Origin of the sequence: Pyxidicoccus trucidator (assembly GCF_010894435.1) — a bacterium.
GTDB classification, from domain to species: Bacteria; Myxococcota; Myxococcia; order Myxococcales; family Myxococcaceae; genus Myxococcus; species Myxococcus trucidator.
This window is the reverse complement of record NZ_JAAIXZ010000009.1, coordinates 68,850-94,039: the sequence shown is the minus strand read 5'-3', so window position 1 is coordinate 94,039 and position 25,190 is coordinate 68,850. Positions and strand designations below refer to the sequence as shown.

Annotated in this window: 22 protein-coding genes and 1 pseudogene; 16 read left to right on the top strand and 7 right to left on the bottom strand. The window is 71.0% G+C overall.

All coding sequences use genetic code 11. The features are described 5' to 3' along the window. Positions 1 to 17 precede the first annotated feature (17 nt). From G4D85_RS24870 to G4D85_RS24845, 6 genes are all read left to right on the top strand, one after another. Entirely contained in the window at positions 18 to 1,673 is a 1,656-nt protein-coding gene (locus G4D85_RS24870; RefSeq protein ID WP_164016285.1) for a sigma-54-dependent transcriptional regulator, read from the top strand. A gap of 54 nt (positions 1,674 to 1,727) precedes the next feature. Next, complete coding sequence (locus tag G4D85_RS24865) at positions 1,728 to 3,041, top strand: GNAT family N-acetyltransferase (protein WP_164016283.1); 1,314 nt, start codon at positions 1,728 to 1,730, stop codon at positions 3,039 to 3,041. Between the two features lie 169 nt (positions 3,042 to 3,210). Beyond that, entirely contained in the window at positions 3,211 to 4,017 is an 807-nt protein-coding gene (locus G4D85_RS24860; RefSeq protein ID WP_164016281.1) for an ActD protein, read from the top strand. After that, positions 4,017 to 6,299, top strand: coding sequence for a caspase family protein (locus G4D85_RS24855; RefSeq protein WP_164016279.1), 2,283 nt, complete (start codon positions 4,017 to 4,019; stop codon positions 6,297 to 6,299). The genes G4D85_RS24860 and G4D85_RS24855 overlap by 1 nt, the downstream gene beginning before the upstream one ends. A gap of 159 nt (positions 6,300 to 6,458) precedes the next feature. Beyond that, positions 6,459 to 7,025, top strand: a complete 567-nt coding sequence (locus G4D85_RS24850) for a tetratricopeptide repeat protein (protein ID WP_164016277.1) — start codon at positions 6,459 to 6,461, stop codon at positions 7,023 to 7,025. Positions 7,026 to 7,200: 175 nt separating this feature from the next. Beyond that, positions 7,201 to 8,319 carry a 3-deoxy-7-phosphoheptulonate synthase gene (locus G4D85_RS24845; protein WP_164016275.1) on the top strand — a complete coding sequence of 373 codons (1,119 nt, stop codon included), beginning with the start codon at positions 7,201 to 7,203 and terminating at the stop codon, positions 8,317 to 8,319. A gap of 149 nt (positions 8,320 to 8,468) precedes the next feature. On the opposite strand, the gene pheA is transcribed toward G4D85_RS24845, so the two are convergent. The 3 genes from pheA to G4D85_RS24830 are packed head-to-tail and all read right to left on the bottom strand — an operon-like array spanning position 8,469 to position 10,877. After that, a complete protein-coding gene (pheA, locus tag G4D85_RS24840) occupies positions 8,469 to 9,290 on the bottom strand; it encodes a prephenate dehydratase (protein WP_164016273.1) in 822 nt (273 codons plus the stop codon). Then, a complete protein-coding gene (locus tag G4D85_RS24835; RefSeq protein ID WP_164016271.1) occupies positions 9,283 to 10,422 on the bottom strand; it encodes a bifunctional chorismate mutase/prephenate dehydratase in 1,140 nt (379 codons plus the stop codon). The genes pheA and G4D85_RS24835 overlap by 8 nt, the downstream gene beginning before the upstream one ends. Continuing rightward, positions 10,419 to 10,877, bottom strand: coding sequence for a GNAT family N-acetyltransferase (locus tag G4D85_RS24830; RefSeq protein WP_164016269.1), 459 nt, complete (start codon positions 10,875 to 10,877; stop codon positions 10,419 to 10,421). The genes G4D85_RS24835 and G4D85_RS24830 overlap by 4 nt, the downstream gene beginning before the upstream one ends. Positions 10,878 to 10,931: 54 nt before the next feature. On the opposite strand from G4D85_RS24830, the gene G4D85_RS24825 reads away from it, so the two are divergent. The 4 genes from G4D85_RS24825 (at position 10,932) to G4D85_RS24810 (ending at position 14,273) form a co-directional block, all read left to right on the top strand. After that, positions 10,932 to 11,504, top strand: coding sequence for an RNA polymerase sigma factor (locus tag G4D85_RS24825; protein WP_240359479.1), 573 nt, complete (start codon positions 10,932 to 10,934; stop codon positions 11,502 to 11,504). Further along, complete coding sequence (locus G4D85_RS24820) at positions 11,501 to 12,115, top strand: hypothetical protein (protein WP_164016267.1); 615 nt, start codon at positions 11,501 to 11,503, stop codon at positions 12,113 to 12,115. The genes G4D85_RS24825 and G4D85_RS24820 overlap by 4 nt, the downstream gene beginning before the upstream one ends. Before the next feature lie 4 nt (positions 12,116 to 12,119). After that, complete coding sequence (locus tag G4D85_RS24815; RefSeq protein ID WP_164016265.1) at positions 12,120 to 12,719, top strand: hypothetical protein; 600 nt, start codon at positions 12,120 to 12,122, stop codon at positions 12,717 to 12,719. Positions 12,720 to 12,794: 75 nt separating this feature from the next. After that, positions 12,795 to 14,273 carry an amino acid permease gene (locus G4D85_RS24810; protein WP_164016263.1) on the top strand — a complete coding sequence of 493 codons (1,479 nt, stop codon included), beginning with the start codon at positions 12,795 to 12,797 and terminating at the stop codon, positions 14,271 to 14,273. Here G4D85_RS24810 and G4D85_RS24805 read toward each other — a convergent pair. After that, positions 14,236 to 14,664: an EVE domain-containing protein gene (locus tag G4D85_RS24805; protein ID WP_164016261.1), complete on the bottom strand. Its 429-nt coding sequence runs from the start codon at positions 14,662 to 14,664 to the stop codon at positions 14,236 to 14,238. The genes G4D85_RS24810 and G4D85_RS24805 overlap by 38 nt on opposite strands. Before the next feature lie 224 nt (positions 14,665 to 14,888). Here G4D85_RS24805 and G4D85_RS24800 point away from each other — a divergent pair, with 224 nt between their 5' ends. Further along, the gene (locus G4D85_RS24800) at positions 14,889 to 15,683 is read left to right on the top strand and encodes an SDR family NAD(P)-dependent oxidoreductase (protein WP_164016259.1); all 795 of its coding nucleotides are present in this window, start codon (positions 14,889 to 14,891) and stop codon (positions 15,681 to 15,683) included. 675 nt (positions 15,684 to 16,358) lie between these two features. Here the strand turns inward: G4D85_RS24800 and G4D85_RS50805 are convergent. After that, positions 16,359 to 16,484 (bottom strand): annotated as a pseudogene (locus tag G4D85_RS50805) (helix-turn-helix domain-containing protein); the annotation flags it as partial. A gap of 784 nt (positions 16,485 to 17,268) precedes the next feature. Here G4D85_RS50805 and G4D85_RS24790 point away from each other — a divergent pair. Beyond that, positions 17,269 to 18,189, top strand: a complete 921-nt coding sequence (locus G4D85_RS24790; RefSeq protein WP_205525686.1) for a CPBP family intramembrane glutamic endopeptidase — start codon at positions 17,269 to 17,271, stop codon at positions 18,187 to 18,189. 109 nt (positions 18,190 to 18,298) lie between these two features. On the opposite strand, the gene G4D85_RS24785 is transcribed toward G4D85_RS24790, so the two are convergent. Together G4D85_RS24785 and G4D85_RS24780 are read right to left on the bottom strand one after the other, a co-directional pair. Beyond that, positions 18,299 to 20,335, bottom strand: coding sequence for an amylo-alpha-1,6-glucosidase (locus G4D85_RS24785; RefSeq protein WP_164016254.1), 2,037 nt, complete (start codon positions 20,333 to 20,335; stop codon positions 18,299 to 18,301). Between the two features lie 220 nt (positions 20,336 to 20,555). Further along, complete coding sequence (locus G4D85_RS24780) at positions 20,556 to 20,756, bottom strand: hypothetical protein (RefSeq protein WP_164016252.1); 201 nt, start codon at positions 20,754 to 20,756, stop codon at positions 20,556 to 20,558. Between the two features lie 367 nt (positions 20,757 to 21,123). Between G4D85_RS24780 and G4D85_RS24775 the strand changes: the two genes are divergently transcribed. The 4 genes from G4D85_RS24775 (at position 21,124) to G4D85_RS24760 (ending at position 25,120) form a co-directional block, all read left to right on the top strand. Then, positions 21,124 to 21,696, top strand: a complete 573-nt coding sequence (locus tag G4D85_RS24775) for a polysaccharide biosynthesis/export family protein (protein WP_164016751.1) — start codon at positions 21,124 to 21,126, stop codon at positions 21,694 to 21,696. A gap of 65 nt (positions 21,697 to 21,761) precedes the next feature. Continuing rightward, complete coding sequence (locus G4D85_RS24770; RefSeq protein ID WP_205525709.1) at positions 21,762 to 22,910, top strand: porin family protein; 1,149 nt, start codon at positions 21,762 to 21,764, stop codon at positions 22,908 to 22,910. 14 nt (positions 22,911 to 22,924) lie between these two features. After that, on the top strand, positions 22,925 to 24,352 hold the full coding sequence (locus tag G4D85_RS24765; RefSeq protein WP_205525685.1) for a GumC family protein: 1,428 nt from the start codon (positions 22,925 to 22,927) through the stop codon (positions 24,350 to 24,352). Positions 24,353 to 24,382: 30 nt separating this feature from the next. Then, entirely contained in the window at positions 24,383 to 25,120 is a 738-nt protein-coding gene (locus G4D85_RS24760) for a CpsD/CapB family tyrosine-protein kinase (protein ID WP_164016248.1), read from the top strand. Positions 25,121 to 25,190 lie beyond the last annotated feature (70 nt).

The following is a 25,190-nucleotide window of genomic DNA, read 5'->3' as shown; positions in this document are numbered from 1 at the left end:
CGAGCGGAGGCGTGGGGATGGATCGGATCGCGGTGCTGGTGGTGGATGACGAAGAGTCGGTGCGCACGTTCCTGTCAGAGCTGCTCGGCAGCGCGGGCTACCAGGTGCGCTGTGCCGCGAGCGGCGCCCAGGCGCTGGAGATGCTCTCGGGTGGCTCCTTCGATGCGGTGCTGCTGGACGTGGTGATGCCGGAGATGAGTGGCCTGGAGGTGCTTCGCCGCTACAGGGGGACGGGAGGCAGCGCCCCCGTCATCGTGCTCAGCGCGCTGGCGGGCGCCGACGACGCGGTGCGGGCGATGAAGATGGGCGCCAGCGACTACCTGCCCAAGCCCTTCGGCAACGACGAGCTGCAGGACGTGCTGGCGCGCGCCCTGGGGACTCGCGCTCCGGAGCGCCAGACGGTGGCGCCGGTGGTCATTCCTCCCCGGGTGGCGTCGCCTGCCGTGGAAACGGCGCAGGACGCGCGGGTGCTCATCTCCACGTCCCCGTCCATGCGCCGGGCGCGGGCGCTGGTGGAGCGCATCGCCGACACGGACGTGCCGGTGCTGCTGCTGGGTGAGTCCGGCACGGGCAAGGAAGTCATCGCCCGGGAAATCCACGCGCGCAGCCAGCGCAAGGGCAAGCCCTTCATCAAGATCAACTGCGCGGCGCTCCCCGCGGAGCTGCTGGAGAGCGAGCTGTTCGGCCACGAGCGCGGCGCCTTCACCGGCGCCACGGCGGAGAAGCCCGGCAAGTTCGAGCTGGCGGACCAGGGCACCATCTTCCTGGACGAGATTGGCGAGATGGCCATCCGTCTCCAGGCCAAGCTGCTCCAGGTGCTCCAGGACGAGGAGTTCTTCCGCGTCGGTGGCAAGAAGAGCGTGCGCGTGGACAGCCGGGTGGTGGTGGCCACCAACCGCGACCTCGAGAAGGAGATTGCCCTCGGCAACTTCCGCGAGGACCTCTACTACCGCCTCAACGTGGTGGCCATCCGCCTGCCGCCGCTGCGCGAGCGCCGCGAGGACGTGGTGCCGCTGACGGACCACTTCCTGAAGAAGTACGGCCGCCAGTACATCACCGGCGTGTCGGAGCTGCCGCGCGAGGTCCTCCAGGCCTTCGCGGACTACGACTGGCCCGGCAACGTGCGCGAGCTGGAGAACATGGTGCGCCGGCTGTGCGTGCTGAAGGACGCGACGCTGGTGCTGGACGAGCTCAACGCAGGAGGCCGCACCCCCGCGAGCGCTCCGTCGCTGCCCACTGCCTACGGTGGCGATGACGGCACGTATGGCCGCGTGCACGACGAGCCCGTGCGTGCGCCGCCGTCCTCGTCCGTGCAGGTGCTGGAGATGCCCTCGCGCGGTGCTGCTGCCCAGGTGGTGGCCTCCGCCGCGCCCGCTCCGGCGCCCGTCATGCTGGAGCCCGCGAACTCGGTCCTCCCGACGCCGCGCTACCTGAACCCGTTCGACGTGCCGCAGCCGCCGCCTCCTCCTGCTCCGGCGGGGGAGCCGTCGCTGAAGGACATCGGCAAGCGGGCGGCGATGCTCGCCGAGCGCGAGGCGATACTGTCCATGCTCCAGCGCACCGCGTGGAACAAGCGCCGCGCGGCCACCAAGCTGCGCATCAGCTACAAGGCGCTGCTGTACAAAATCAAGGAGTGCGGAATCATCGACCCGCGCTCCAGCGCGGAGCTGTAATCCGTCTGTAGCAGCAGCTTGCTTTCCCCCCCGCGGTCCCGCTATCGCGGGGGGATGACTGCTCCTCTCGTCCTCCTGGGCTGTGGCTACACGCTCACGCGGCTCGCCGTGGCCGAGGCCCGGGCGGGCCGCGACGTGCTGGCGGCCACGAGAGACGCCGCGCGCCGCGCCGAGCTGGAGCGCGCCGGGGCCCGCGTCACCTCGCTGGAGGACGCGCTGACCCAGACGGAGGGAGCGCGGGTCGTCAGCTCCGTCCCGCCGGACGCGGGGCTGGACACGCGCATCGCCGAGGCGCTCGCGCGGAACCGTCCCTCGCGGCTCGTCTACCTGTCCTCCACCGGCGTCTACGGTGGCGCTCGCGGGCACGTGGACGAGGACACCCCGGTGGAGCCCGCGTCGCCCTCGGCCCGCGCGCGAATCGAAGCGGAGTCCTGCTTCCTTCCGCTGGGCGCGGTGGTGCTGCGCATCGCCGGAATCTATGGCCCGGAGCGGAGCCCGGTCGCGCGGCTGCTGGCGGGCGCCGTCCGGCTGCCGGAGAGCGGCGGAGGGCGCATCTCCCGCATCCACGTGGACGACCTGGTGGAGGCCATCCGCGTGGCGCTCCAGTGGGGCGAGCCCGGGGCCTTCTACTGCGTCGCGGATGACCGGCCCGCGCCCCAGGCGGAGCCAGTCGCATGGCTGTGCGAGCGGCTCGGCATGCCGCTGCCGCCCCGCCTTCCCCTGGACAGACTCCACGAGTCCGTGCGGGGCGACCGCGCGGTGTCCAACGCACGCCTGAAGACCCTGGGGTGGCGGCCGCGCTACCCGGACTACGTGGCCGGCTACACGTCGCTGCTGGAGTCCGAGGGCCGCGCCGGAGGGCCCGGAGCCCGCACCGTCCGGAAGCTGCGTCCGGACGAGGCGGAGACCTTCTGGACGCTGCGGCTGCGGGGGCTGAAGGAGCACCCCGAGGCCTTCGGGGCGTCGTACGAGGAGGATGCCGTCCTTCCCATGGAGCGGGTGCGCTCGCGGCTCGAGGGCCCCTCGCAGTGGGTGCTGGGCGCCTTTGACGGGGAGCGGCTGGTGGGCGTGGCGGGCCTGTACCGTGACACGGGGCGGAAGCAGTCCCACAAGGCCCACGTGTGGGGCATGTACGTGCTGCCGGAGGTTCGCTCGCGCGGCATCGGCCGGCGGCTGATGTCGGCGCTCCTCGACGAGGCCCGGCGGATGCCCGGCGTCGAGCGCCTGCTGCTGACGGTGGCGGTGGGCAATGCGTCGGCGCAGAAGCTCTACCGGGCCCTCGGGTTCCGGACCTACGGCGTGGAGCCGAACGCGCTGCGGTTCGACGGCGCCTCCGTGGACAACGAGCTGATGTGCATGCCCCTGTGAGCCGAAGCCGTGCGCACAGTGTCGCACCCTGGCTCCACCCCCCTGTCAGCGAGGGCCGGGGTGGGGCGGACACAATCGTCGTGTGGAAGTGTCGTGCTCGGGTGACAGTTCCTCCAGGCGCCGGTGTTCGATGGACGGCGCGTCGTGCCGCGCTGGAGGCTCCCTGAGCATGGCCCTGTGTATCCCCCACTGGTTGCTGGAGCGTGTCGCCCTGGGCGAGCTGTCCCCGGACGCGCTGGCCGACGCCCGCGCGCGGCTGGCTCGCGAGCCTGAGGGGGATGGCCGTCTGGCCCGGCTGGAGGAGGACTCGCGCCGCATCCTGGAGCGCCACCCGCCCGAGGCCGTGGCCGCCGAGGTGGAGCGCCGCCGCGCCGCCCGCGCTCGCGTTGCCGCCGCCGGGGAGCCCGAGCGCGGTGGTTGGCATGGCCTGTCGCTCGGCATTCCGGTGGCGGCCTCGCTCGCGCTGCTCTTCCTGTCCACCCAGCCGGAGCTGCCCGCGCCCGCCCCGGTGCGGTCTCCCATCGTCTGGACAGGAGGGGAGCGCATCAAGGGCACCCCGATGCTGCGAGTCCACCGGCAGCAGGGCGCCGGTGAGCCGGAGCAGCTCGAGGACCATGCCCGCGCGCGCCGGGGCGACGTGCTCCAGCTCAGCTACGTGTCTGGAGGCCGCCCTCATGGCGTGCTGGTGTCGGTGGATGGGCGCGGCGCGGTGACGCTGCACCACCCGGCGACCCTCTCCAGCCCCACGGCCCTGACGCCGGGCGAGGCCGCGCCCCTGGGCCACGCCTACGAGCTGGACGATGCCCCCGGCTTCGAGCGCTTCCTCTTCGTTACCTCCGAGCAGCCGCTGGACGTGGCCTCGGTGCTGGAGGCGGCGCGCGCGCTTGCCCGCCAGCCCTCCGAAGCACGCACCCGGCCGCTCCCGCTGCCGGCTACGCTGGCCCAGACATCCTTCACGTTGGAGAAGGTGCCGTGATGACGCGGTCGCTCCTGTTCTCGCTCCTGCTCCTTCCCACGCTGGCCCTGGCGGCTTCCGCCCCCCGTGCGGCCTCCGCGCCCGGCGCCGCTCCGTCCCAGTCGGTGCGCCGCTTCGCGCTGCTGGTGGGCGTCAATGACGGCGGCCCCGGCCGCGCCAGGCTCCGCTATGCCGTCACCGACGCGCGCTCCTTCGGCGACGTGCTGGAGGAGCTGGGCGGCGTCCAGCCCCAGGACCGGCTGATGCTGATGGAGGGCGGCCGCGCGGAGCTGGAGAACGCGCTGACCCGCTTCAAGGCGATGATTGCCGCGGCGAAGGGCGCGGGCGGCCGGACGGAGGCCCTCGTCTACTACTCGGGCCACTCGGACGAGGAGGGGCTGCTGCTCCAGAAGGACCGCTTCGGCTACCGCGAGCTGCGGCAGGCGCTGGAGTCGCTGCCCGCGGACGTGCGCATCGCCATCCTCGACTCGTGCGCGTCGGGCACGCTGGCGCGGCAGAAGGGCGGAGTGCGGCGGCCGGCCTTCCTGGTGGACGCGTCCACCGCGGTGCGCGGGCACGCCATCCTCACGTCGTCCTCCGAGGACGAGGTGTCCCAGGAGTCCGACCGCATCGGCGGCTCGTTCTTCACCCACAACCTGGTGTCCGGCATGCGCGGCGCGGCGGACGCCACCGGCGACGGCCGGGTGACGCTCCACGAGGCGTACCAGTTCGCCTTCCACGAGACGCTGGCGCGCACGGAGAAGACGCGGGCCGGCGCGCAGCACCCCGCCTACGACATCGAGCTGGCAGGCACGGGCGAGCTGGTGATGACGGACCTGCGCTCCACCGCCGCCGTGCTGGTGCTGGGGGAGATGCTCGACGGGCGCCTCTACGTGCGCGACGCGCCGGGGCGGCTCGTCGTCGAGCTGAAGAAGTTCGCCGGCCGCGCCACCGAGCTGGGCCTGCAGCCGGGCCGCTACACGGTGATGCGCGAGTCGCTCGGAGAGGGCTCGCAGGCGGAGCTGGTGCTGGACCAGGGCGGGCGCGTCGTGCTGGCGGAGAGCGCCTTCCGCCCGGTGGGCGTGGAGATGACGGCCATGCGCGGCGGGGGCACGCCCCGGCTGGACGGCCTGGCCCCGGTGGCCGGTGGCGGGCTGTCGGCCCCGGCCCTGTCCCTGGACGAGGGCCCGCCGCGCAGGCGCGTCTTCGCCAACGTGGGACTGTTCCCGGGCGTGGACACCAATGCGCTGTTCGGTGGCGCCGTGGACAACCACTTCTCGTTCTCGCTGGGGGCGGGCCGCACGGGGCGGCTGGACGGCCTGGCGATGGCGCTGGGCGCGAACTGGGCCTCGCAGGCCGTGAGTGGCATCCAGATGGCCATTGGCGGCAACGTGGCGCGCGCGGACGTGACGGGTGCGCAGCTCGCCGTGGGTGGGAATCACGCCACCGGCCCGCTGGGCGGCGTGCAGGCCGCGGTGGGCCTCAACATCGCGCGCCAGGGCGGCCTCGCGGGGCAGTTCGCCGTGGGCGGCAACCTGTCGAGCACCTCGCTGGACGGCGCGCAGCTGTCGGTGGGCTCCAACTGGGTGCAGGGAGACTTCGGTGGCTACCAGGGCACCGTGGGCCTCAACATGGTCCGTGGGCGCATGTCAGGCGTGCAGATGTCCGTGGGCATGAACTATGCGGCCACGGCGCACGGGGCGCAGGTGTCGCTCCTCAACGTGGGCGGGGACGTCGCGGGCATGCAGCTGGGCCTCATCAACGTCGCGGAGAAGATGAACGGCCTGCAGCTCGGCATCATCAACGTGGCGAAGGAGGTGGAGTCCGGCGTGCCGGTGGGCATCCTGAGCATCGTGAAGAACGGCCAGTTCCACGTCGAGGCGTACGGCAGCGACATCACCTTCGCCAACACCGCCATCAAGGTGGGCAGCCGCCACTTCTACACGACGGTGGCGGTGGGCATGGGCCGCGTCACGGGCTCCCAGGGGCCGAGCCACTGGACGCTGGGCGCGGGCATTGGTGGGCACATCCCGGTGACGGACCGGTTCTTCGTCGACGTGGATGGGATGACCCACTCCGTCTACGGCTGGGATGCGAGCTTCACGACCGAACGCTTCCTGCACCAGGTCCGGGTCATTGGCGGGTTCCAGGTGGCGAAGCACTTCTCCATCATCGCCGGGCCCACGATGAACCTGCTGCACTCCGTGGACGGCGAGGCCACCACCGCGCTGAGCAGCTTCTCCCGCCAGGGGCCCAAGCACTTCATCTGGTGGCCCGGCGTGCAGGCCGGTATCCGGCTGTGACGCCGTCGCGGTGACTGCGCGGCCGTGCCTGATGGACCGATGGTTCCCATCAGCAGGACGCAAGCCACCGTGACGGACGCCTTTTCAGCCCCTCCCTCGCGGTGACAGGCTTCCCCCGGGCCGCGGCGCGCGGCCCCAGTCACCATGCCTGGGGGAACGATGTCCAAGCTGCTGTTCGCGGCATTCAATGAGGGCGTCAAGCTCTCCATGTCCGGCAACCATGAGGCCGCGCTCCTCGCGTTCGACAAGGTGCTCGCCGTGGACCCGAAACACGCCCCGGCTCTCACCGCGAAGGGCTCCGCCCTGGTGGCGCTGGGCCGTGGGAAGGAGGCCCTGGGCTGCTTCGAGCGGGCCATCGACGTGGACCCCACCGCGGCCGACCCGCACCGCGACGCGGCCCTCTGCCAGCTCGAGCTGGGCGAGCCCGAGGCCGCCTCCCAGCTCATGCAGCGCGCCGTCCAGCTCAACCCGGAGCCCGGTTACCGCGAGGCCGCCGCCGTGGAGGTCTACACCCTGGGCAACGCGCTGCTCACGCGCGGCTCCCGCCGGCCCGACAAGGCCCGCTTCCGGCAGGCCCGCCACGTCTTCGAGCTGGCCCTGGAGCTGTCCCCCGCGTACGTCGAGGCCGCCAAGGCCCTGGCGGACGTCTGGGAGCACCTGGGGGACACCGCCCAGAGAGACCACTACGCACAGCTGGCCATCCGGCTCCGGCCCGTCGCGGGCTGAGCGGGCGGGCAGGGGTGCAAGCGCCCCACACGCTCGACGGTGACTCGCGAAGGAGGCCCGTCACCGCTGACCCGGGGGGTGGACGCTCGGGGCTCCATGGGGTGTTACACCCGGCGCGGCCTTATCCGTTATTCTTCACGGTAGGTACGACAACGCCGCCCGGGAGAACCCTAAAATGATCGTCATGCTCGAGCCGGACTCGCCTGAGTCCGTGGTGTCCACCGTCCTCAAGGTTGCCTCGCAGTTCAAGGGGGTGACTCCTCGGGCGCATGTCATGGAGGGCGCCGAGTACACGGTCACCGAGGTGTACCTGCTCGGCCCCACCGCGCAGGTCCCCACCGAGCCCTTCGAGGCGATACCGGGCGTGCGCCAGGTCGTCCGCGTGTCCCAGAAGTACCGGGTCATCGGCCGGCACAAGGGGCAGCGGGCGTCCTCGGGCTTCGAGTACAACGGCATCACCTTCGATGAGAAGTCGGTGCAGCTGTTCGCGGGCCTGTGCGCCGTGGACAACCGCGAGAACGTGGACACGATGATGGCCGCGCTCGCTCAGTGCGGCATCAAGACGACGCGCATGGGCGCGTACAAGCCGCGCACCAACCCCTACGAGTTCCAGGGCCTGGGCGCCGCGTGCCTCCCGTGGGTGTTCGAGTCCGCCGGCAAGCACGGCATCAAGGTCATCGCGATGGAGGTGACGCACCCGCGCCACATCGACGAGATTCGCGACGCGCTGGAGAAGTCGGGCAACGCCACCGGCGTCATGCTGCAGGTGGGCACGCGCAACGCGCAGAACTTCGAGCTGCTCAAGAGCATCGGCCAGCAGCGCACCTTCCCCGTGCTCTTCAAGCGCGGAATGGGGATTACGTTGGAGGAGTCGCTCAACGCCTGCGAGTACGTGGCGAGCGAGGGCAACCCGAAGATTGTCTTCTGCCTCCGCGGCGTGAAGACGCACCTGGGCGACCCGCACCGCAACATGGTGGACTTCGCCCACGTGCCGGTGGTGCGGCGGCTGACGCGCATGCCGGTGTGCGTGGACCCGTCGCACGCGATTGGCCAGGCCCCGCCCCCGCCGGACGGGCTGCCGGACATCTTCCACGCCATCGGCCAGGGGCTCATCGCCGGCGCGTCCATGGTGCTGGTGGACTTCCACCCGCAGCCGGATGCCGCCCTGTGCGACGGCCCGCAGGCCCTGCGCATGGCGCAGCTCCCGGCGCTCCAGAACTACACGCGCATCATCCGCGAGGCGTACGTCGCGGGCGTGAAGAACGGCGACGGCCTGCAGCCCGCCGGGGCCTGAGGCTCACGGCAGGTGACAGCAGCACGCCCGTCGGGCCCTGAGACGCACAGGCCCGGCGGGTGACTGAAGCCCCGGGAGACCGGGGCTCGTTTCCCGGCAAGCAAGGGGCGGTTGCCCCGCCGCCTGAGGCGCGGGCCCGGCAACGGGGCTCACGCCACGCCGTAGCTGCCGAGCACCCGCAGGGTGATGCAGGCGCTCTGGGCGGCGTCCACCGCCTCGCGCACGCGTGGGTCCTCCAGCGCGCCGTCCACGTCCATGCACCACACGTACTCCCACGCGCGGCGCTGCGGCCGGGACTCCAGCCGCGCCACGTTGAGGCCGCGTGACGAGAAGGCGCTCAGCACCCGGTACAGCGCGCCGGACGTGTTCTCCACCGTGAAGGCCAGCGCCGTCTTCCTCCGCGTCCACGCACGCTCGGGCGCGGGGCCCAGGGTGACGAAGCGCGTGTGGTTGTCCGGCGAGTCCTCCACGCCCACGTCCAGCACCGCCAGCCCGTACAGCTCCCCCGCCACGCGGCTGGCGATGGCGGCCGTGCGGGGCGGCGTCTCCTCGGCCACCCGGCGCGCGGCGATGGCGGTGTTCGCCTCCGGCACGGGGGTGATGCCGCGCCTGCGCAGGTAGCCCGCGCACTGCGCCAGCGCCTGCGGATGGGACATGGCGCGGTCGATTCCGTCCAGCGTCCGTCCCGGCGGGGCCAGCAGGCAGTGGCGGATGCGCAGGGACAGCTCGCCGGTAATCTGGAGGTCGTGCTCCAGCAGCAGGTCCACGTTCTCCGCCACCGGGCCACCGAGGGTGCTCTCCACCGGCACCACGCCGCCTTGCACGCTCCCTTCCGCCACGGCCTCGAAGACGGCACGGAAGGTGGGGAAGGGCACGGACTCCACCTGCGGGCCGTGCAGCGCGCGCACGGCTTCCTCTCCGTAGGCGCCGTGCTCTCCCTGGAAGGCGATGCGGCGCTTCGGCTCAGCCATGAGGACCCTCGGCGCGCGCATAGGTGCCCAGCACGCGCAGGAACGACGTCAGCGGACGGATGTCCTCCAGGGCCGCCATCAGCGGCGCGGAGGCGGCGTGGCCCTCCACGTCCAGGTAGAAGCGGTACTGCCATGGCCGGCCTGGAATCGGCCGTGACTCAATCTTGCTCAGGTTGACGCCGCGCAGGGTGAGCCGCTGCAGCATCTCCCCCAGCGTTCCCGGCTTGTGCTCCAGCACCATCAGGAGCGACGTCTTGCACGGCACGCCCGGCGCCAGCGGCGTCGCCTCGCGGCCCACCTCCACGAAGCGCGTGTAGTCCGACGCGGGCTGCAAGTCCCTGGCGAGCACTTCCAATCCGAAGCGCTGCGCCGCCGTCTCGCTGGCGATGGCGGCCACCGCCGGGTCATTCCGCTCGCGCACCTTCTGCGCCGCGCCGCCGGTGTCCAGGTCGGGCACCGCGCGCGCCCAGGGCACCGTGGTCCGGAGGAACGCCTCGCACTGGGCCAGCGCCTGCGGGTGGGAGAGCACCTCGCGCAGCCCCTCCAGCTTCGCGCCCGGCAGGCCCAACAGCCGGTGGGCCACCTGGCTCACCAGCTCGGCGGTGATGACCACGCCCCCATCGGCGAGCAGGTCATACGTCTCGTTCATGCTGCCGGCGGTGGTGTTCTCAATCGGCAGCAGCACCAGGTCCTGCTCACCCTTGCGCAGGGCGTCCACGGCCTCGCGGGGCAGGTCGAAGCCGGTGAGCAGCACGCCGCCCGGCCGATTCGCGTAGCGCTGGCGCGCGGCCAGGTGGCTGTAGGAGCCCTCGACGCCCGGGTAGCCCACGCGCAGCGGCGTGGTGTCCAACCGCGTGACGAGCTCCTGCTGCCGCGCCACCGACATGTCGATGAAGAGGCGCCAGATGCGCTCCACCTCGTGCGGATCCAACCCGTGCTCCGCCGCGCGGGTGCGGATGCGGCGCAGGAGCAGGTCCTCGCGGCGCTGATCTCGGAAGGGCGCCGCCGCGGCCAGCTTCGCCCGCGCCACATCGTCCGCCAGGCCCATGCGCCGCCGGAGCGCATCGAGGATTTCCTCGTCGATGCTCTCGATTGCGACGCGCACCGCCTCCAGGTCGGGAATCGTGCTCATCGGGAGGACTCCAGGGTGCGCCACATGAAGTGGTGGGGGCCGATGCCGGGAAGCTCGAAGGCGTCCCCCTTCTGGGAGAAGCCGAGCGAGCGGTAGAAGCCCGAGGCCGTCGTGCGGGCGTTGCACCACACCTGGGAGCCCCCCTGCTGGGCGGCGTGCTCCATGCAGGCCCGCAGGAGGGCGGCGCCGTGGCCATGGCCCTGGAGCGTCTTGTCCACCGCCATGCCCCGGAGGCGCCAGGCCGTGGTGGCCCGGAGGGAGTCCGGGGGCGGCTCCCGGTAGAGGGAGGCCACGCCCACGAGGCGGCCCTGTGTGTACACGCCCAGGTGGAGGGTGTCCCCGTCCTCGTCCCCCGGGTAGACGGCCATCTCGGGCGGCTGGTTGGGGCGGAGCACGGTGTGGCGGAGACCGCGAGTCTCGGCCGCGGGAATCCGGCGGATTTCTGGGGCACTCACGACTTCGAGTATGCCGGTTTCCCCACCCGTGCGTCCTCATTCGCGTGGAAGTCGATGGGAGGTCGTTTCACCGTGAAGGGCACCGCCATCCTGGAAGAGCCGACAAGCCCGCCGCGCGCCACGGCCGCGGTGGACTTCGACGCGCTCCTGGAGGCGGAGCAGGGCGGGCTGCTGCGCCTCGCCCGGCGGCTGGTCTGGGATGGGGAGGAAGCGAGAGATCTGGTGCAGGCCACCCTCGCGGACGCCTACGAGAAGCGCCACTCGCTGAGGGACGTGAAGGCCGGGCCCGCCTGGCTGCGGAGCATCCTGGTGTCCCGCGCCATGGGCCACCTGCGCCGCCGCCGGGTGTGGACGCTGGTGCGTGAAGCGCTGGACTTCGGGCCCTCCCTGGAGCCCTCCCCGGAGGAGCACTTCGCCGGGGCCGAGCGCTGGCGCACCTTCGGCCGCGCGCTGCGGACGCTCCCCGCGCAGCAGGCCACCGCCTTCACCCTCCGCTACCTGGAGGGGCTCGACCTGGACGCCATCGCCGGGGCCATGCGCATCGGCCGGGGCACCGTCCGCATCCACCTCTACCGCGCCCTCAAGAAGCTGAAGGCCGCCGACGTACTGGAAGGAGACACCCCATGAGCTGCCACGACGCGGCCGCCGCCCTCATGGACGGGCAGGCGTCCCGGACGCCGGAGCTGTCCGCGCACCTGGAGGGCTGCGAGGAGTGCCGGGCCCTGGCCGCGCTGCACGCCTCCGCCTCCGCGCTGCGCCTGCCGTCACCTCCGGTACTGGCGCCCATCTCCCGCGACGCCGTGCTGGGCGAGGTTCGCCGCCGCGTCGTCCGCCGCCGCGTCGCCGCCGGAGCCGTGGCGTCGCTGTGCCTGGCGGCCCTGCTGCTGTGGCCGCGCCCTCCCGAGCCGGTGCCGGAAGGGGAGGCGCCGTCCCCGTATCATTATATAGAGGGCGAGCCCGCGCCCCGCGCCGAGCTGGGCCTGGCGCGAGAGCCTCGCGAGGACGCGTTCTCCGAGTCCGAGGAGGACTCCGCGCCGACGCTGGTTGCCGCGCGGGGCTCCCTGATGAACCTGATGGGCGAGGTGCGCGGCTACACGCGCCGCGACCTGGTGGTCCACGACGAGACGTACCGACCCTACGGGACGCTCGCCGTGTGGCTGCGCCCTCCCGATTCCCGCGCGCTGGAAACGCCGCCGTTCCGAACGGCGGTGCTGCCTGTTCTCTATCCTCAGGAGTGAAGCGATGAAGACACGCGTTTCGAAGCTGTTGAGCACCACCGTGGCCGCCCTGCTGCTGGCGGCGCCCGCCCTGGCCCGGGAGCAGGCGGAGGACGAGGACGTCCTCATCCAGGGCCCCGGGCCGGGCGGCCCCACCCGGACGCTGATGCTCTCGGGCGGGCCCGGGGCGATGCCGCTGGGCTCGCTGCCCGCGCCCGCCTACGGCATCCCCCCGCACCTGGTGGAGAAGCTGGGCGTGCCGCGCGAGCTGGCCCAGCGCATCCAGGACCTCACCTTCGAGTCCAACGAGGCGCTGATTCCGCTCGAAGCGGACCTGAAGCGCGCCCAGCTCCGGCTGGAGCGGCTGCTGCGTGCGATCACGGTGGACGAGAGCGGCATCCTCAAGCAGTCCGAGGAAGTGGGCCGCGCCGAGACGGCGGTGCGTCGCAACCGGCTGACGCTGATGGTGCAGATCAAGAAGCTGCTGGGGCCGGACCTCTGGCAGAAGCTGGAGGCGGAGATGGGGCCGATGCGCGTCGAGAAGCGCCTCAAGATTCTCCGGGGCCCGCCCGGCGAGGAGGCCGAGCCGCGCCCGGGCGTCATGCCGCTGCCGCGCAAGCCGTAGCGTTCCGGACAGACGCGGGCCCGGGGTGACTGCCCCTCCAAGGCCTACTGCTCCGGGCCCGCGTATCCTGGCGCCATGGCCAGAGACCGTGAGCGTCAGCTCGAGGAGGACGCCGCCCAGCTCCAGCGACTGGGGTACGCGCAGCAGCTCCTGCGCGACATGGGCGGCTTCTCCAACTTCGCCGTCTCCTTCTCCATCATCTCCATCCTCACCGGCGCGGTGACGCTGTACGGCCACGGGCTGCGCTTCGGCGGGCCCTACGTCATGGGCGTGGGCTGGCCACTGGTGGCGGTGATGACGCTGGCGGTGGCCGCGAGCCTCGCGCAGCTCGCCTCGTCCTTCCCCACGGCGGGCGCGCTCTACCACTGGGCCGCCATGCTCGGCGGGCCCCGGGTGGGCTTCTTCACCGCGTGGCTCAACACGGTGGGGCAGTTCGCGATTACCGCGGGCATCGACTACGGGCTGGCGGAGTTCCTCGCGGACATGCTCGGCCTGCCTCGCGAGCGCGGGGCGGTGCTGCCGCTCTACGCCGCCATCCTCGTGTCCCACGCGGTGCTCAACCACGTGGGCGTGCGCGTGGTGGCGTGGCTCAATGACTTCTCCGCCTGGTACCACCTGGCCGGAGTGGCGGTGCTCATCGGCGCGCTCGCGGCGCTGGCGCCCCGGCAGGACGTGTCCTTCCTCCTCACGCGCTTCAGCGCGGAGAGCCCCTCCTGGTACATGTACGGCTTCCTCATCGGCCTGCTCCAGGCGCAGTGGACCTTCACCGGCTACGACGCCAGCGCCCACATCTCCGAGGAGACGAGAGACCCGACGCGCAACGCGCCCTGGGGCATCTTCCTGTCCGTGGCCGTCAGCGCGGTGGTGGGCTACGTGTTGCTGGGCGCGGTGACGCTCGCGATTCAAGACCTCCCCACGGCCGCCGCCGCGCCCAACCCCTTCCTGTTCGTGCTGACGAACGCGCTGGGCCCGTCTGTTGGAGGCGCGCTGGTGTGGGTGGCCATCGGCGCCATGTGGTTCTGCGGGCTATCGTCGGTGACGTCCAACTCACGCATGCTGTTCGCCTTCGCGCGGGACAACGGCCTGCCCGGCTCGCGGTGGCTGAAGCACGTGTCGCCGCGCTTCAAGAGCCCCTCCGTGGCGGTGTGGGTGTCCGTGGTGGCGGCCTTCGTGGTGGCGCTGTGGGCGCAGGCGTACGCGGCCATGGTGGCGCTGAGCACGCTGGCCCTCTATGCGTCCTATGCGCTGCCCATCTGGGTGGGGTGGAGGGCGCGCCGCTCCGGGACGTGGGCGCACCAGGGGCCGTGGGACCTGGGCCGGGCATCTCCCTGGGTCAACGCGGTGGCGCTCGTCTGGTGCGCGGTCATCATGGTGCTCTTCGTGCTGCCGCCCAACCAGCTCGCCGGCTACACCTTCGCCGGCGCGCTGGTGCTGCTGGGGCTCTACTGGGGACTGGTGCAGCGGCACACCTTCACGGGGCCCAAGGTGACGCTGCTTCGGCCCCCGGTACCGCCGGCTATTTCGGAAGCGCGGTCTTCCCCATCTTCAGGATGAGCTTGAAGTGCGGCGCGGTGATGGGCACCACGCTGATGCGGCTGCGCGTGAGCAACTGGCAGTCCTTCAGCGCCGCCGTGGCCTTGAAGGTGGCCAGGTCCACCGGCTGGGCGAGCGGGACGACGGGGCCCACGTCCACGGAGGCCCAGTCCTCGCCGGGCGCGGTGGGGTCGGGGCCGGCGGCGGTGAGCGCCTTCGCGACGGCGACCACGGCCTTGCCCTCGTTGGAGTGGTAGTAGAGGCACAGGTCGCCGGGCTTCATGGCCCGGAGGTTGTTGCGTGCCTCGTAGTTGCGTACTCCGGTCCACGCCGTCTTCCCGTCCTTCTCCAGTTGGGCGTACGGGTAGACCGAAGGCTCGCTCTTGATGAGCCAGTACTGGGGTTTCGCCATGGCGGCGGAACATAGAGCAGGGCGGGGCGCCGAGGGCCAGTGGTGAATGTGTCGCGCCGCGTGCGGGAGCCCCGGACTCCAGGCCCGGGCCCGGGAGCGGACACTCGCGGTGAAAGTGGTGTGCGCGCGTGGAGCTTCCGGGACAGGCTGCGCCCTCTGCACGGAAGCGTGCGCCCGGCCGCGCCCATCGTTAAAGCGTGCGACCAACTGCGGGAGTGGAACGGATGGACCTGGAACTGAAGGACAAGGTTGCGCTGGTGAGCGGCTCCACGGCGGGCATCGGCCTGGCCATCGCGGAGGCGCTGGCGCGCGAGGGGGCAGAGGTCATCGTCAATGGACGCACGCAGGAGCGCGTGGACGCGGCGCTGAAGGAGCTTCGCGGGAAGCAGCCGGGCGCGAAGCTGCGGGGCGTGGCGGGCGACCTGGGGACTCGCGAGGGCGTGAGCAAGATGCTCCAGGCGGTTCCGCGCGTGGACATCCTGGTGAACAACCTGGGCGCGTTCAAGCCGCACCCGTTCGAGGAAATCACCGACGAGGACTGGTTCAACATCTTCGAGGTGAACGTGATGAGCGGCGTCCGGCTGAGCCGCCACTACCTGAAGGGCATGCGCGAGAAGAACTGGGGCCGCATCCTCTTCATCTCCAGCGAGTCGGGCATCCAGATTCCGGTGGAGATGGTCGACTACGGCGTCACCAAGACGGCGCAGATTGCCCTGGCGCGAGGCATCGCGGAGAGCACCGTCGGGACGAACGTCACGGTGAACTCCATCCTCCCCGGCCCCACGCGCTCCGAGGGAGTGGAGGAGTTCCTCAAGAACCTGTCGAACCAGCAGGGCGTGGACGTGGCCACGGTGGAGCGCGACTTCTTCAAGTCGGCACGTCCTTCCTCGCTGCTCCAGCGCTTCGAGCGGCCGGACGAGATTGCCTCGCTGGTGACCTTCGTCTGCAGCCCGAAGTCCTCGGGCATCAACGGCGCCGCGCTGCGAGTGGACGGCGGAGTGGTGCGCGCCATCGCCTGACGGGGGCGCTTCGCCCTCTGGGCATGAGTCAGCCCCCCACGCTTCCGGCTGCGGGGGGCGCAGGTCGCCCGAGGGTGGCGAGTCGGCCACCAGTCCTTCTGTCACTGCGGGCGCAGGCGCTGTCGCGAGGCCACCGGGCGTCGAGAGTGAGGGCCCATCCGTGCCCGAGGGAGCAGTGCCGGAGCCTCGGGGACCGGAGTCTTCTGCACGCGCCAGGGCTCGCCAGAGAGCGTGGGCCGAGGCACGCACGTCGGCTTCGCCCACCTGCGCGCCTGCCTGGACCGCCGCGCGAGCAAGCTCCACCAGCGTCCCCCATACGAGCCCCTCGCCCATCCGGACGCAGCCGGGCATGAGTATTCCCTCGCGCGCGCCTGACTCCAGCACCTGGCGGACCAGCGCCCGGGTTGCGCCTCCGTTCGACTGCTGCTGGAGGAGGGCTCCTGGCACCCGAGGCCCGGGGGCAAGGGGCGAGTGCGGCCCGTACTCATTCGCGTGCCAGTGCAGGAAGGTGAAGTTGAACAGGTCCGGATTCTGTAGCGCCCACCAGGCCAGCTCGGACCAGAAGGCGTGGAAGGCCCGGCCGAAGTCCACGCCCGGTTGCACATGCTTCATGAAGAAGGCGACGTCGGCCTGGTAGCTGAGCTCCTTCTCGGCGAAGTCGCGCACCGCCAGCGCCAGGCCCTGCTTGCTGCCGTAGTACCGGTACAACGTACCCACCGAGATGCGCAGGGCCCGCGCCAGCTCGCAGGCCTGCACGTTGTCGTATCCCCGCCGCGCCAGCAGGGCCGCCGCATCGCGCATGGCCTCGGCGTGCATCATCTCCAGAATCCGCATCCCCGTCCCCCTCCCGCCCCGGGCGGCTGTCGGCAGGAATGAACGTTCCTTCCGCCAGGACCTGTCTACCGGGTGGGTCTGACATGGGGATGCACTGTGGCCAACGCATCGGGTTGTGAGAACTCGCGACCGGGGCAGTCGTCGGGTGCGGCTCACTACATGGGCTTGCGGCGGAGAGCCTTCACCGCCGACCTTGCAGCGGAGAGTTGTCACCGCCGACCTTGCAGCGGAGAGTCGTCACCGCCGACCTTGGGGCGGAGAGCCTTCACTGCCGACCTTGAAGCGGAGAGTCGTCACCGCCGACCTTGGGGCGGAGAGCCTTCACTGCCGACCTTGAAGCGGAGAGTCGTCACCGCCGACCTTGCGGCGGAGAGCCTTCACCGCCGACCTTGCAGCGGAGAGCCTTCACCGCCGGTCTTGCAGCGGAGATTCTTCACCGCCGGTCTTGCAGCGGAGAACCTTCACCGCCGGTCTTGCAGCGGAGCTCCTTCGCTGCTGGCCTTGCAGTGAGCGAGCGTCAGCACGCGGCCCAGGCCAAGGTCGCCAGGCTCGACCCTCTCCCCATCTGCGTACGTCCTGGTTCAGCGCCGCGTCTACGCGCACCTGCGTACGTCCTGGTTCAACGCTGCCTCCACGCGCACCTGCGTACGTCCTGGTTCAGCGCCGCGTCCACGCGCTCTTGCGTACGTCCTGGGTGACGCCATGGTGCCCGCGTGCGAGCATGAGCGAGGCGCGCTGGACGCCCATGACCATGGACTCGCAATCCACCTTTCGCCGCGTCTTGCATCACCCGTTCACCCGGCTGGTGCTCTGCCTCGTGCTCGCGGTGGTGCTCTCCGCGCTGTTCCACTGGCTCGGCGCCGTGCTCCGGCTGGACCGGCTCCCGTCCGCCAACCTTCGCACGGGAGTCTTCGCGCTGAAGAACGCCGTCACCGTCGTGCTGGCGCTGTGGCTGGTGGAGTGGGGCATCGGTCGCCGCACGCTCGCGCAGTTGGGCCTGGGGTGGCAGGGCGCTCTCCGGGACGTCGGGTGGGGCCTGCTGCTGGGCCTGGGGCTGATGAGCGCGGTGATTGGAGTGATGGCCCTGGCCGGTTGGTACCAACTGGTGGAAGGACCCCCGGAGTCCTTCCAGGAGGAAGCGAGGGACGCGCTCGTCTGGGCAGCCATCTTCTCGGCGGCGGGCTTCTTCGAGGAGGTGGCCTTCCGAGGCATCGCCTTCCGGCTGCTGGAGGAGTGGCTGGGCTCGGCCGCGGCGCTGCTCGTCAGCAGTGCCTTCTTCGGGCTCGTCCATGGGACGAATCCGCATGCCACGTGGTTCGCCACGCTGGCCATCGCGCTGGAGGCCGGGGTGCTGCTCGGCGCGGCGTACATGCTGACCCGCTCGCTCTGGTTCGCCACCGGGGTGCATATCGCCTGGAACTGGACGCAGGGCGCGCTCTTCGGCGTCGCGGTCTCGGGCCTGGACGTGGACCGCCTGCTGGAGAGTCGGCTGTCAGGCCCCGAGGCGTGGACCGGAGGCGGATTCGGCGCGGAGGCGGGCGGAGTGGCGCTGCTGCTGTGCACCACCGCCGGAGTGTTGCTGCTGGTGTACGCGGCGCGCCAGGGGCAGTGGGTGCCCTTCCTTCCACGGCGCCGCGCCCGGCGGGAGAGCGCCCCCGCGACGGCCGGTTGACGTCGCCGTCGCGGCTTCAGCGGGCTCCGCGCCCCGGCACCGGGGGCACGGGCCTACGTCACATGCGTTCTCAGAAATGCTCGCGGAGCCTCGGGCAGGTGAGGTCAGTTCACGTCACATGCGTCTTCAGGAAGACGCGCAGCGCCTCCGCCACGCTCCACGCCTGCGCGATGCAGCCTCGCGGCAGGTAGGGCTCGGTGGCGTCGAAGATTTCGCTGAGCTGCCCGATGCCCGTATGCAGCAGGTGCTCCTCCAGCCCTCGTAGCAGCGCGCGGGCCGCCTTCACGTCCGGGTCCACCTTCATCGTCGCGTCCACGTAGTGGCCGATGAGCCAGCCCCACACGGTGCCCTGGTGGTACGCCGCGTCCCGCGCGCGCAGGTCGCCGTCGTAGTTCTCCTTGTAGTCCGGGTGCCCCGGCGTCAGGCTGCGCAGGCCCACCGGCGTCACGAGTTCGCGCCGCACTACCTCCAGCACGGGCTCCCAGCGCTCCCGGTTCAGCACCGGGTGCTTCAGGGAGATGGCGAACATCTGGTTGGGCCGGATGGCCGCGTCCTCCTTCGCGTGCTCGCCATCCACCACGTCGAAGAGGCACTGGAGCTTCTCGTTCCAGAAGCGCCGGTTGAAGCTGCCGTAGGCCTTCTCCGCCGCCGCCAGGTAGGGCCTTGCGTCGTGCCCGAGCCGCTCCGTCCAGGTGGCCATCAGCCGCAGGGCGTTGAACCACAGGGCATTGATTTCCACCGCCTTGCCACGCCGGGGTGTCACCACCCAGCCGTCCACCTTCGCGTCCATCCAGGTGAGCTGATAGCCCTCCGCGCCCTGCCGAAGCAGCCCGTCCTCCGGGTCCACGCCGATGTGGAAGCGCGTGCCCTTCTGGTGGTGCTCGATGATGGAGCGCAGCGTGGGGAAGATGGTCCGCAGCAGCTCCTCGTCCCTGGTGGCTTCGAGATACCGGTCCACCGCGTGGAAGAACCACAGCGTCGCGTCGGCCGTGTGGTAGACGCCCTCGCTCTCGCCGTCCGGGAAGTAGTTGGGGATGAGGCCGTCGCGCACGTAGTGCTGGAAGGTGAGGAGGATGGCCGCCGCCTCGCGGTAGCGGCCGGTGCACAGCGTCAGGCCGTCGAGCGAAATCATCGTGTCCCGGCCCCAGTCGGTGAACCAGTGGTAGCCGGCGATGACGCTGCGCGCGTCCTGTCCCATGGAGCGTGCCCAGGCGTCGTCCGAGGCGCGCATCGGGTCGATGATGAACTGGTCCGCCGCCAGCACCAGCCGCGCGGGCACTCCGGTGCGGGCCTCCTCGGGCGCCCGGCCCAGCAGCCGCCGCTCGCGCTCCAGCTCCAGCGCGAAGACCTCGGCTGGCGCTCTCTCCAGGCAGGACGCGCTGTCCGTGGTGACGCCCAGCGCGAGCATTTCGCCCGGAGCGACCTTGCACTCGAAGTAGCCGGGGGAGTGCTGCACCTCCGTGTGCTCGTAGCCCCGTGCCTTCTCCACGCGGTAGAGCTGCGTCGCGGACGTCTGCTCCAGGCCCACGAAGGGTGACGGGCTGCCGCCGTACACGCGCAGGCGCAGGGGGGGCACCTCGTCACCGACCAGCAGCTCCACCTGCGGGCCCTTGAGGACGACGGTGGAAGTGAGGTGGCGGGCGGGGATGGGCCTGTCGTGCGGACGGTCCACGGGGAAGGGGCGCAGCCGCAGGGCCACCTCCGGCCCGGACACGTGCTCCCAGGCGATGAAGACGGTGTTCTCCCCGTGCACCATCACCAGCTTGCGTCGCAGCCGTGCGGGGCCGAGCTGGTACTCCCAGACGGGGATGAGCCCGTCGAGGTGGAAGTCCCGCAGGTGCAGCGCTCCGTCTTCGTCCGTGGCGCCGTCCGCGCGCTCCTCGGAGTCCAGCCGGTACGCCTTCCCGCCCACGTACGCGTGCTCCAGCAGGCGTGCCAGCAGCACCGTGCGGCCGCGCTTCTCCAGGTTGGGAATGAACAGGCCGTGGTAGCGGCGTGTGTTGCAGCCCACCACCGTGCCGGATGCGTAGCCGCCGCGGCCATTGGTGACGAGCCACTCGTGGCCGAGCTCCTTGCGGAAGTCCGGGCCTTCGGGCCACTCGAAGCCAAGTCGGGGAAGGGCAGGGGAGGAATGGACCGGGTTCACGCCGTCGTCTCCTCGGTGCGCGTCAGCACCCAAGCAGTCTGTCCGGGGACGCGTACCCTGCCGTCGCCATCAATGGGGGCAGTCCCCATGCCGCCTTGGCGGGCATGTTCACTGGACGGCAGGACGCGCCAGTCCCTGCCCGCCGGAGGCCCCGTAGAGCCACGGCCCTGGAGGCGGAACCCGGCAACATCTACAGGCCGGGCCCGCCTCCGTGAAACCTCTACGCCTGCTTCGCCACGCCGCCGGGCGTTGCCGTGGCCACTGCCTTGCCGTTGAGCAGCGCGCTGCTCGCGTACAGGGCCAGCCCCACGACTCCCAGCACCGCGGCCTCCATATGAGCGGCGAACGTCACGCCCATCACCGCCATGGCTCCAGTGCCCATTGCGAACGCCGCCGCCACCGCCCCCGCCGCCTTCCTCATCCGCCTCTCTCCCGGGCCCCCCGGCCCGCTGTGTGTACCTGGTTGCCTCGCCCGTCTTCGTTATCAAGACGCGTGCCACGCACAGCGCGTATGGAATGGGAACGTGTGTGGCCCGGGGTGGGCAAACCTCTTCTCCGATCTGTCCCCAGGCTGCAGAAAGCACTGGATGGGACGCCGGTACGATGCCGGAAAAATTTCCAGGAACCGGCGACCCCTCCCGAAAGGGCATTTCGTAACCCACGACGATCCATGGACTTTCCCTCCCCGAGGCGCGTGGCACACCCGCTGCTATGGGACTGCCGCCGGAAGCGTGGCGCATCAGACTTCAGGCCACGTGCAAGACATCCGCAGCGAGGGAGAGCAGACGATGGGCAAGACGAGCGCGGGGTTCTGGACGGTGTTGGGCGTGGTGCTCCTGTCGGGGTGTGCCCACCAGCCGCAGGTGAAGGTGGACAACTCGGAGCAGCCGTACCGCATCGGCCGCGAGGACGTGCTGGACATCGCGGTGTGGCGTGATCCGGAGCTGTCGCGCACCCTGCCGGTGCGGCCGGACGGCTTCATCTCCATTCCGATGGTGGGCGAGGTGCAGGCCGCGGGCAAGACGCCCACGGAGCTGGCCGAGGACCTCAAGAAGAGCTTCCAGTCGTATGTGCAGGAGCCCCGCGTGACGGTGATTGTCCGCGAGGTCAACAGCAGCCGCGTCTTCGTCACCGGCGAGGTGGCCAACCCCGGCGCCTACCCGCTGCGCGGCCGTGTGTCACTGCTCCAGGCCATCGCCCTGGCGGGCGGCTTCACGGACTTCGCCAACTCGGACGGCATCGTCGTCATCCGCACCGACTCCAAGGGCGGACAGATTCCGGTGCGCTACAGCGACCTGATTTCTCCCGACGGGGGCCAGGAGCTCATCCTGCGGCCGGGTGACACCATCGTCGTGCCGTGAAGGGCTCTTGGGGCGTGGGCGTCGTGGACTGGGACGGTGGGTGGCGTGTGGGACGGAGGGCGACGGTGAAGGGCAACTGGAAGAAGGGGCTGCTCGCGGGTCTGATTCTCGCCGCGCCAGCCGCGCAGGGAGCCACTGTCTTCGAGCCTCGGCTGCGGCTGACCGCGGAGGAGCGCTACGACGACGACCTGCGCCTGGGCGACGGCGAGGCCGGTGGGCAGTTGATGACGAAGCTGACCCCGCGGCTGGGCCTGGAGGCGAAGGACGGGCGGCTGACGCTGAACAGCTTCTACGCGGCGGACCTCCTGATGCGGCACGGCTCCGGCAAGGTGACGCTGGACCACCGCGCGGGGCTGGAGGCCCGGCACGTGCTGACGCGGCGGCTGCGGGTGGACTCGGCGGTGCGCGTGTTCCGCGTGACGGACCCGTCCTCCCTGCCGCGTGACGGCCTGGCCCGCTCGACGGCGCCGACGTTCTTCACGCAGGCGGGCCTGGGCTTCACGACGCGCGCCACGGACAGGCTGGACGTGCGCGCCGGCTACAAGTTCGAGGCGGTGCGCATCCTCGAGTCGGGCCAGTCCCCGGGCTACGCGCATACGCCGTCGCTGGAGGCGTGGTACCGCTCCACGCGGCGGCTCAGCCTGGGCCTGGAGTACCGGTATCAGGCGTTTCTCTACGAAAGGTCCATGGGGCAGGCGCATGGCGCGGCGGCGGGGTTGCGCTACCGGCTGACGCGGCCCACGACGTTCATCGCCCGCGCGGGGCCGGTGCGCTACCTGGCGCCGGATGGCCAGGCGGGCGGCTGGGTGCCGCGGGTGGGGCTGGAGCTGCAGCGGGAAGGAGAGCTGCTCGACGTGGGCGTGGTGGTGGGCCACGACCTGGTGGGCGCGAGCGGCTTCACCAACGCGCTGTGGGCGGACTACGCGGGCGTGGTGCTGGCCCGCCGCTTCACCCAGAAGCTCAACGTGTTTGGCGCGGCGAGCTTCTTCCGCAACGGGCGGGCCCCGTCCCAGGACTGGGGCGTCTTCAGCGGCTCGCCGACGGTGTCGCAGGGTTATGCAGTGAGTGGTGGTGTGGAGTACCGCATTGACCGGCGCATTTCCGCGCAGGGTGCGGTGGACAGGATTGCTCAGGTCGGTGTGGCGGATTCGGCGGGCGCGGCGGACCTGACGCGCAATGTCTTCGCGGTCCGACTGGTGGTGACGCCTTGGTAGCAACATCGAGAGGGATGGAGGAGGAGCGGAACATGGAGCGAGGGATGACGGCGGACCAGCTGCTGGCTGCCCTGTGGCGCCGCAAGGCCTTGGTGGGAGCCATCGCAGCAGCGGTCTTCGCGGTGGGCGCGGCCATCGTGATGACCCGGCCGAGCATGTACGAGGCGTCGGTGGTGGTCCGCGTGGAGCCGCAGCGGCCGGGCGAGGAGATGGTGCAGCGCACGGTGAGCGAGCTCATCGAACAGCGGCTGCTCACGGTGAGGCAGGAGCTGCTCGCCCGCCCCGTGCTCCAGAAGGCCATCGAAGAGATGAACCTCTACCCGGACATCGTGTCCGAGAAGGGCATGGAGTCCGCGGTCGCCCAGATGCGCAGGGATTTGACGGTGCGCGTGGAGGGTGAGACGGCCTTCGAGCTCACCTATGCCAACCGTGATCCGCAGGTGGCCGCGCAGGTGGCCAACCGGCTGCCGGACATCTTCTCCGCGGAGACGCTGAAGCTCCGCCAGGCGCAGGCGGCTCGCGCCACGGACCTCTTCAACGAGGAGATGAACCAGCTCGGCACCGCCGTCACCTCCTGGGAGCGCAAGATTGCCCAGTTCAAGGTGGACCACCTGGGTGAGCTGCCCGAGCAGATGGAGATGAACATGCGCGGGCTGGAGCGGGTGTCGCATCAGCTCCAGACGAAGTCCGAGGAGCTCCGCGTGGCCGAGGCCCGCCGCTCCGACCTGGCCCGGGCCCGCAACGCCGTGGACAGCGAGGCCGGTCGCCTCGAGGCCGCCGAGAATGGCCTCACCCGCGCCCTGGTCAACGCCCGCACCCAGTGGACGGAGGACCACCCTGAAATCAAGCGCCTGTCGACGGAGCTCGACGGCATGACGAGCAAGCGCAAGGACGCCGAGGGCCGGCTGTGGGCCGAGCGCGCCGAGCGCACCCGGGTGGCCCAGCTGATTACGTCCATCCAGGGCGAGATTGTCGACCTCCAGAAGCAGGCCGAAGTCTATCAGGGCCGCCTCACCAACACGCCCCGCTGGGCGCACGAGCTGTCGGTGATGAACCGCGACTACGACATCACCCGCACCAAGTACCAGAGCGTGGTGAGCCGCAAGGTGGAAGCGGAGATTGCGCAGGAGCTGGAGGCCCGGAGCGCCAAGAGCCTCTTCAACGTCATCTCCCCCGCGGGCGTGCCGGCGATTCCGGCCCGGCCGGACCGCGTGACGGGCATGCTCATCGCCCTCCTCGTGGCCCTGGGCCTGGGCATCCTCACCGGCGCGGTGCTCGAGATGCGCGACGACAGCCTGCGAGACGGCTCCGAGGTGCGCGAGCGCCTCACCCTGCCGGTGCTCGCGGTGGTCCCGGATATGCATGGCAAGACGGAGCGGCGGATGTTGATGCCGGCTTCGGGGGCTCGAAACAATGTGTCTTCCCCCACGTCGTTGAACTGAGTCGCCGAAGAAAGGACGGAGGACCAACAGATGGATCAGACGATGGAGCGGGCGGGCAACTTCCTCCCCCGAGTGGATGACAACGCGTCGGGCGGGAACGTGGTGGACCGACGGGTGGTGACGCTGACGGCCCCGGCTTCGGCGGCGGCGGAGCAGTACCGCAGTCTTTATTACCGGCTGGAGCGGATGCGGGACCTGCGGCCGATGAAGGTGGTGGCGCTCACCTCGGCGATGCCCGGTGAGGGCAAGACGGTGACGAGCGTCAACCTGGCCCTCGCCGCGGCGCGGGCGAACCCGGAGCGCCGCATCCTGCTGGTGGATGCGGACCTGCGCCGGGGCGGGGTGGCGGCCACGCTGGGCATGCGCAACAAGACGGGCCTGGCGGAGCTGCTGGGAGGGGAGTGCGAGGTGCGGGACGTGGTGCGGCGCTTCAACTCCACGCGCCTGGCCGTCATCCCCGCGGGCGCCACGCCGGAGGAGCCCACGCAGGTGCTGGCCAGCGCGCGGATGAAGCAGTTCCTCAAGGCCGTGCGCGAGGGCTTCGACGAGGTGTACGTGGACCTGCCGCCGACGCTGCCGTTCGCGGACGCGGCGATCCTCAGCCACCAGGTGGACGGGGTGCTGATGGTCATCCGCGCCAACGTCACGCCGGGCAAGTCGGTGCACCAGGCGGTGGAGAGCCTGGGCGGCGCGCCCATCGTCGGGTGCGTGCTGAACGGCGCGGAGACGCAGGCGACTCCGTACCTGAAAAACTACGAGAAGAAGTAGCAACGGGCGGCCTCTGCCTCGCTCCCTGGCAACGGGGGGCGGGGCTGGAGGCGGAAGCGGGTCGGGCGGG

Coding starts and splice junctions, on each gene's coding strand:
- G4D85_RS24870 (WP_164016285.1), top strand. CDS start 18: ATGGATCGGATCGCGGTGCTGGTGGTGGATGACGAAGAGTCGGTGCGC.
- G4D85_RS24865 (WP_164016283.1), top strand. CDS start 1,728: ATGACTGCTCCTCTCGTCCTCCTGGGCTGTGGCTACACGCTCACGCGG.
- G4D85_RS24860 (WP_164016281.1), top strand. CDS start 3,211: ATGGCCCTGTGTATCCCCCACTGGTTGCTGGAGCGTGTCGCCCTGGGC.
- G4D85_RS24855 (WP_164016279.1), top strand. CDS start 4,017: ATGACGCGGTCGCTCCTGTTCTCGCTCCTGCTCCTTCCCACGCTGGCC.
- G4D85_RS24850 (WP_164016277.1), top strand. CDS start 6,459: ATGTCCAAGCTGCTGTTCGCGGCATTCAATGAGGGCGTCAAGCTCTCC.
- G4D85_RS24845 (WP_164016275.1), top strand. CDS start 7,201: ATGATCGTCATGCTCGAGCCGGACTCGCCTGAGTCCGTGGTGTCCACC.
- pheA (WP_164016273.1), bottom strand. CDS start 9,290: ATGGCTGAGCCGAAGCGCCGCATCGCCTTCCAGGGAGAGCACGGCGCC.
- G4D85_RS24835 (WP_164016271.1), bottom strand. CDS start 10,422: ATGAGCACGATTCCCGACCTGGAGGCGGTGCGCGTCGCAATCGAGAGC.
- G4D85_RS24825 (WP_240359479.1), top strand. CDS start 10,932: ATGGGAGGTCGTTTCACCGTGAAGGGCACCGCCATCCTGGAAGAGCCG.
- G4D85_RS24820 (WP_164016267.1), top strand. CDS start 11,501: ATGAGCTGCCACGACGCGGCCGCCGCCCTCATGGACGGGCAGGCGTCC.
- G4D85_RS24815 (WP_164016265.1), top strand. CDS start 12,120: ATGAAGACACGCGTTTCGAAGCTGTTGAGCACCACCGTGGCCGCCCTG.
- G4D85_RS24810 (WP_164016263.1), top strand. CDS start 12,795: ATGGCCAGAGACCGTGAGCGTCAGCTCGAGGAGGACGCCGCCCAGCTC.
- G4D85_RS24805 (WP_164016261.1), bottom strand. CDS start 14,664: ATGGCGAAACCCCAGTACTGGCTCATCAAGAGCGAGCCTTCGGTCTAC.
- G4D85_RS24800 (WP_164016259.1), top strand. CDS start 14,889: ATGGACCTGGAACTGAAGGACAAGGTTGCGCTGGTGAGCGGCTCCACG.
- G4D85_RS24790 (WP_205525686.1), top strand. CDS start 17,269: ATGGACTCGCAATCCACCTTTCGCCGCGTCTTGCATCACCCGTTCACC.
- G4D85_RS24780 (WP_164016252.1), bottom strand. CDS start 20,756: ATGAGGAAGGCGGCGGGGGCGGTGGCGGCGGCGTTCGCAATGGGCACT.
- G4D85_RS24775 (WP_164016751.1), top strand. CDS start 21,124: ATGGGCAAGACGAGCGCGGGGTTCTGGACGGTGTTGGGCGTGGTGCTC.
- G4D85_RS24765 (WP_205525685.1), top strand. CDS start 22,925: ATGGAGGAGGAGCGGAACATGGAGCGAGGGATGACGGCGGACCAGCTG.
- G4D85_RS24760 (WP_164016248.1), top strand. CDS start 24,383: ATGGATCAGACGATGGAGCGGGCGGGCAACTTCCTCCCCCGAGTGGAT.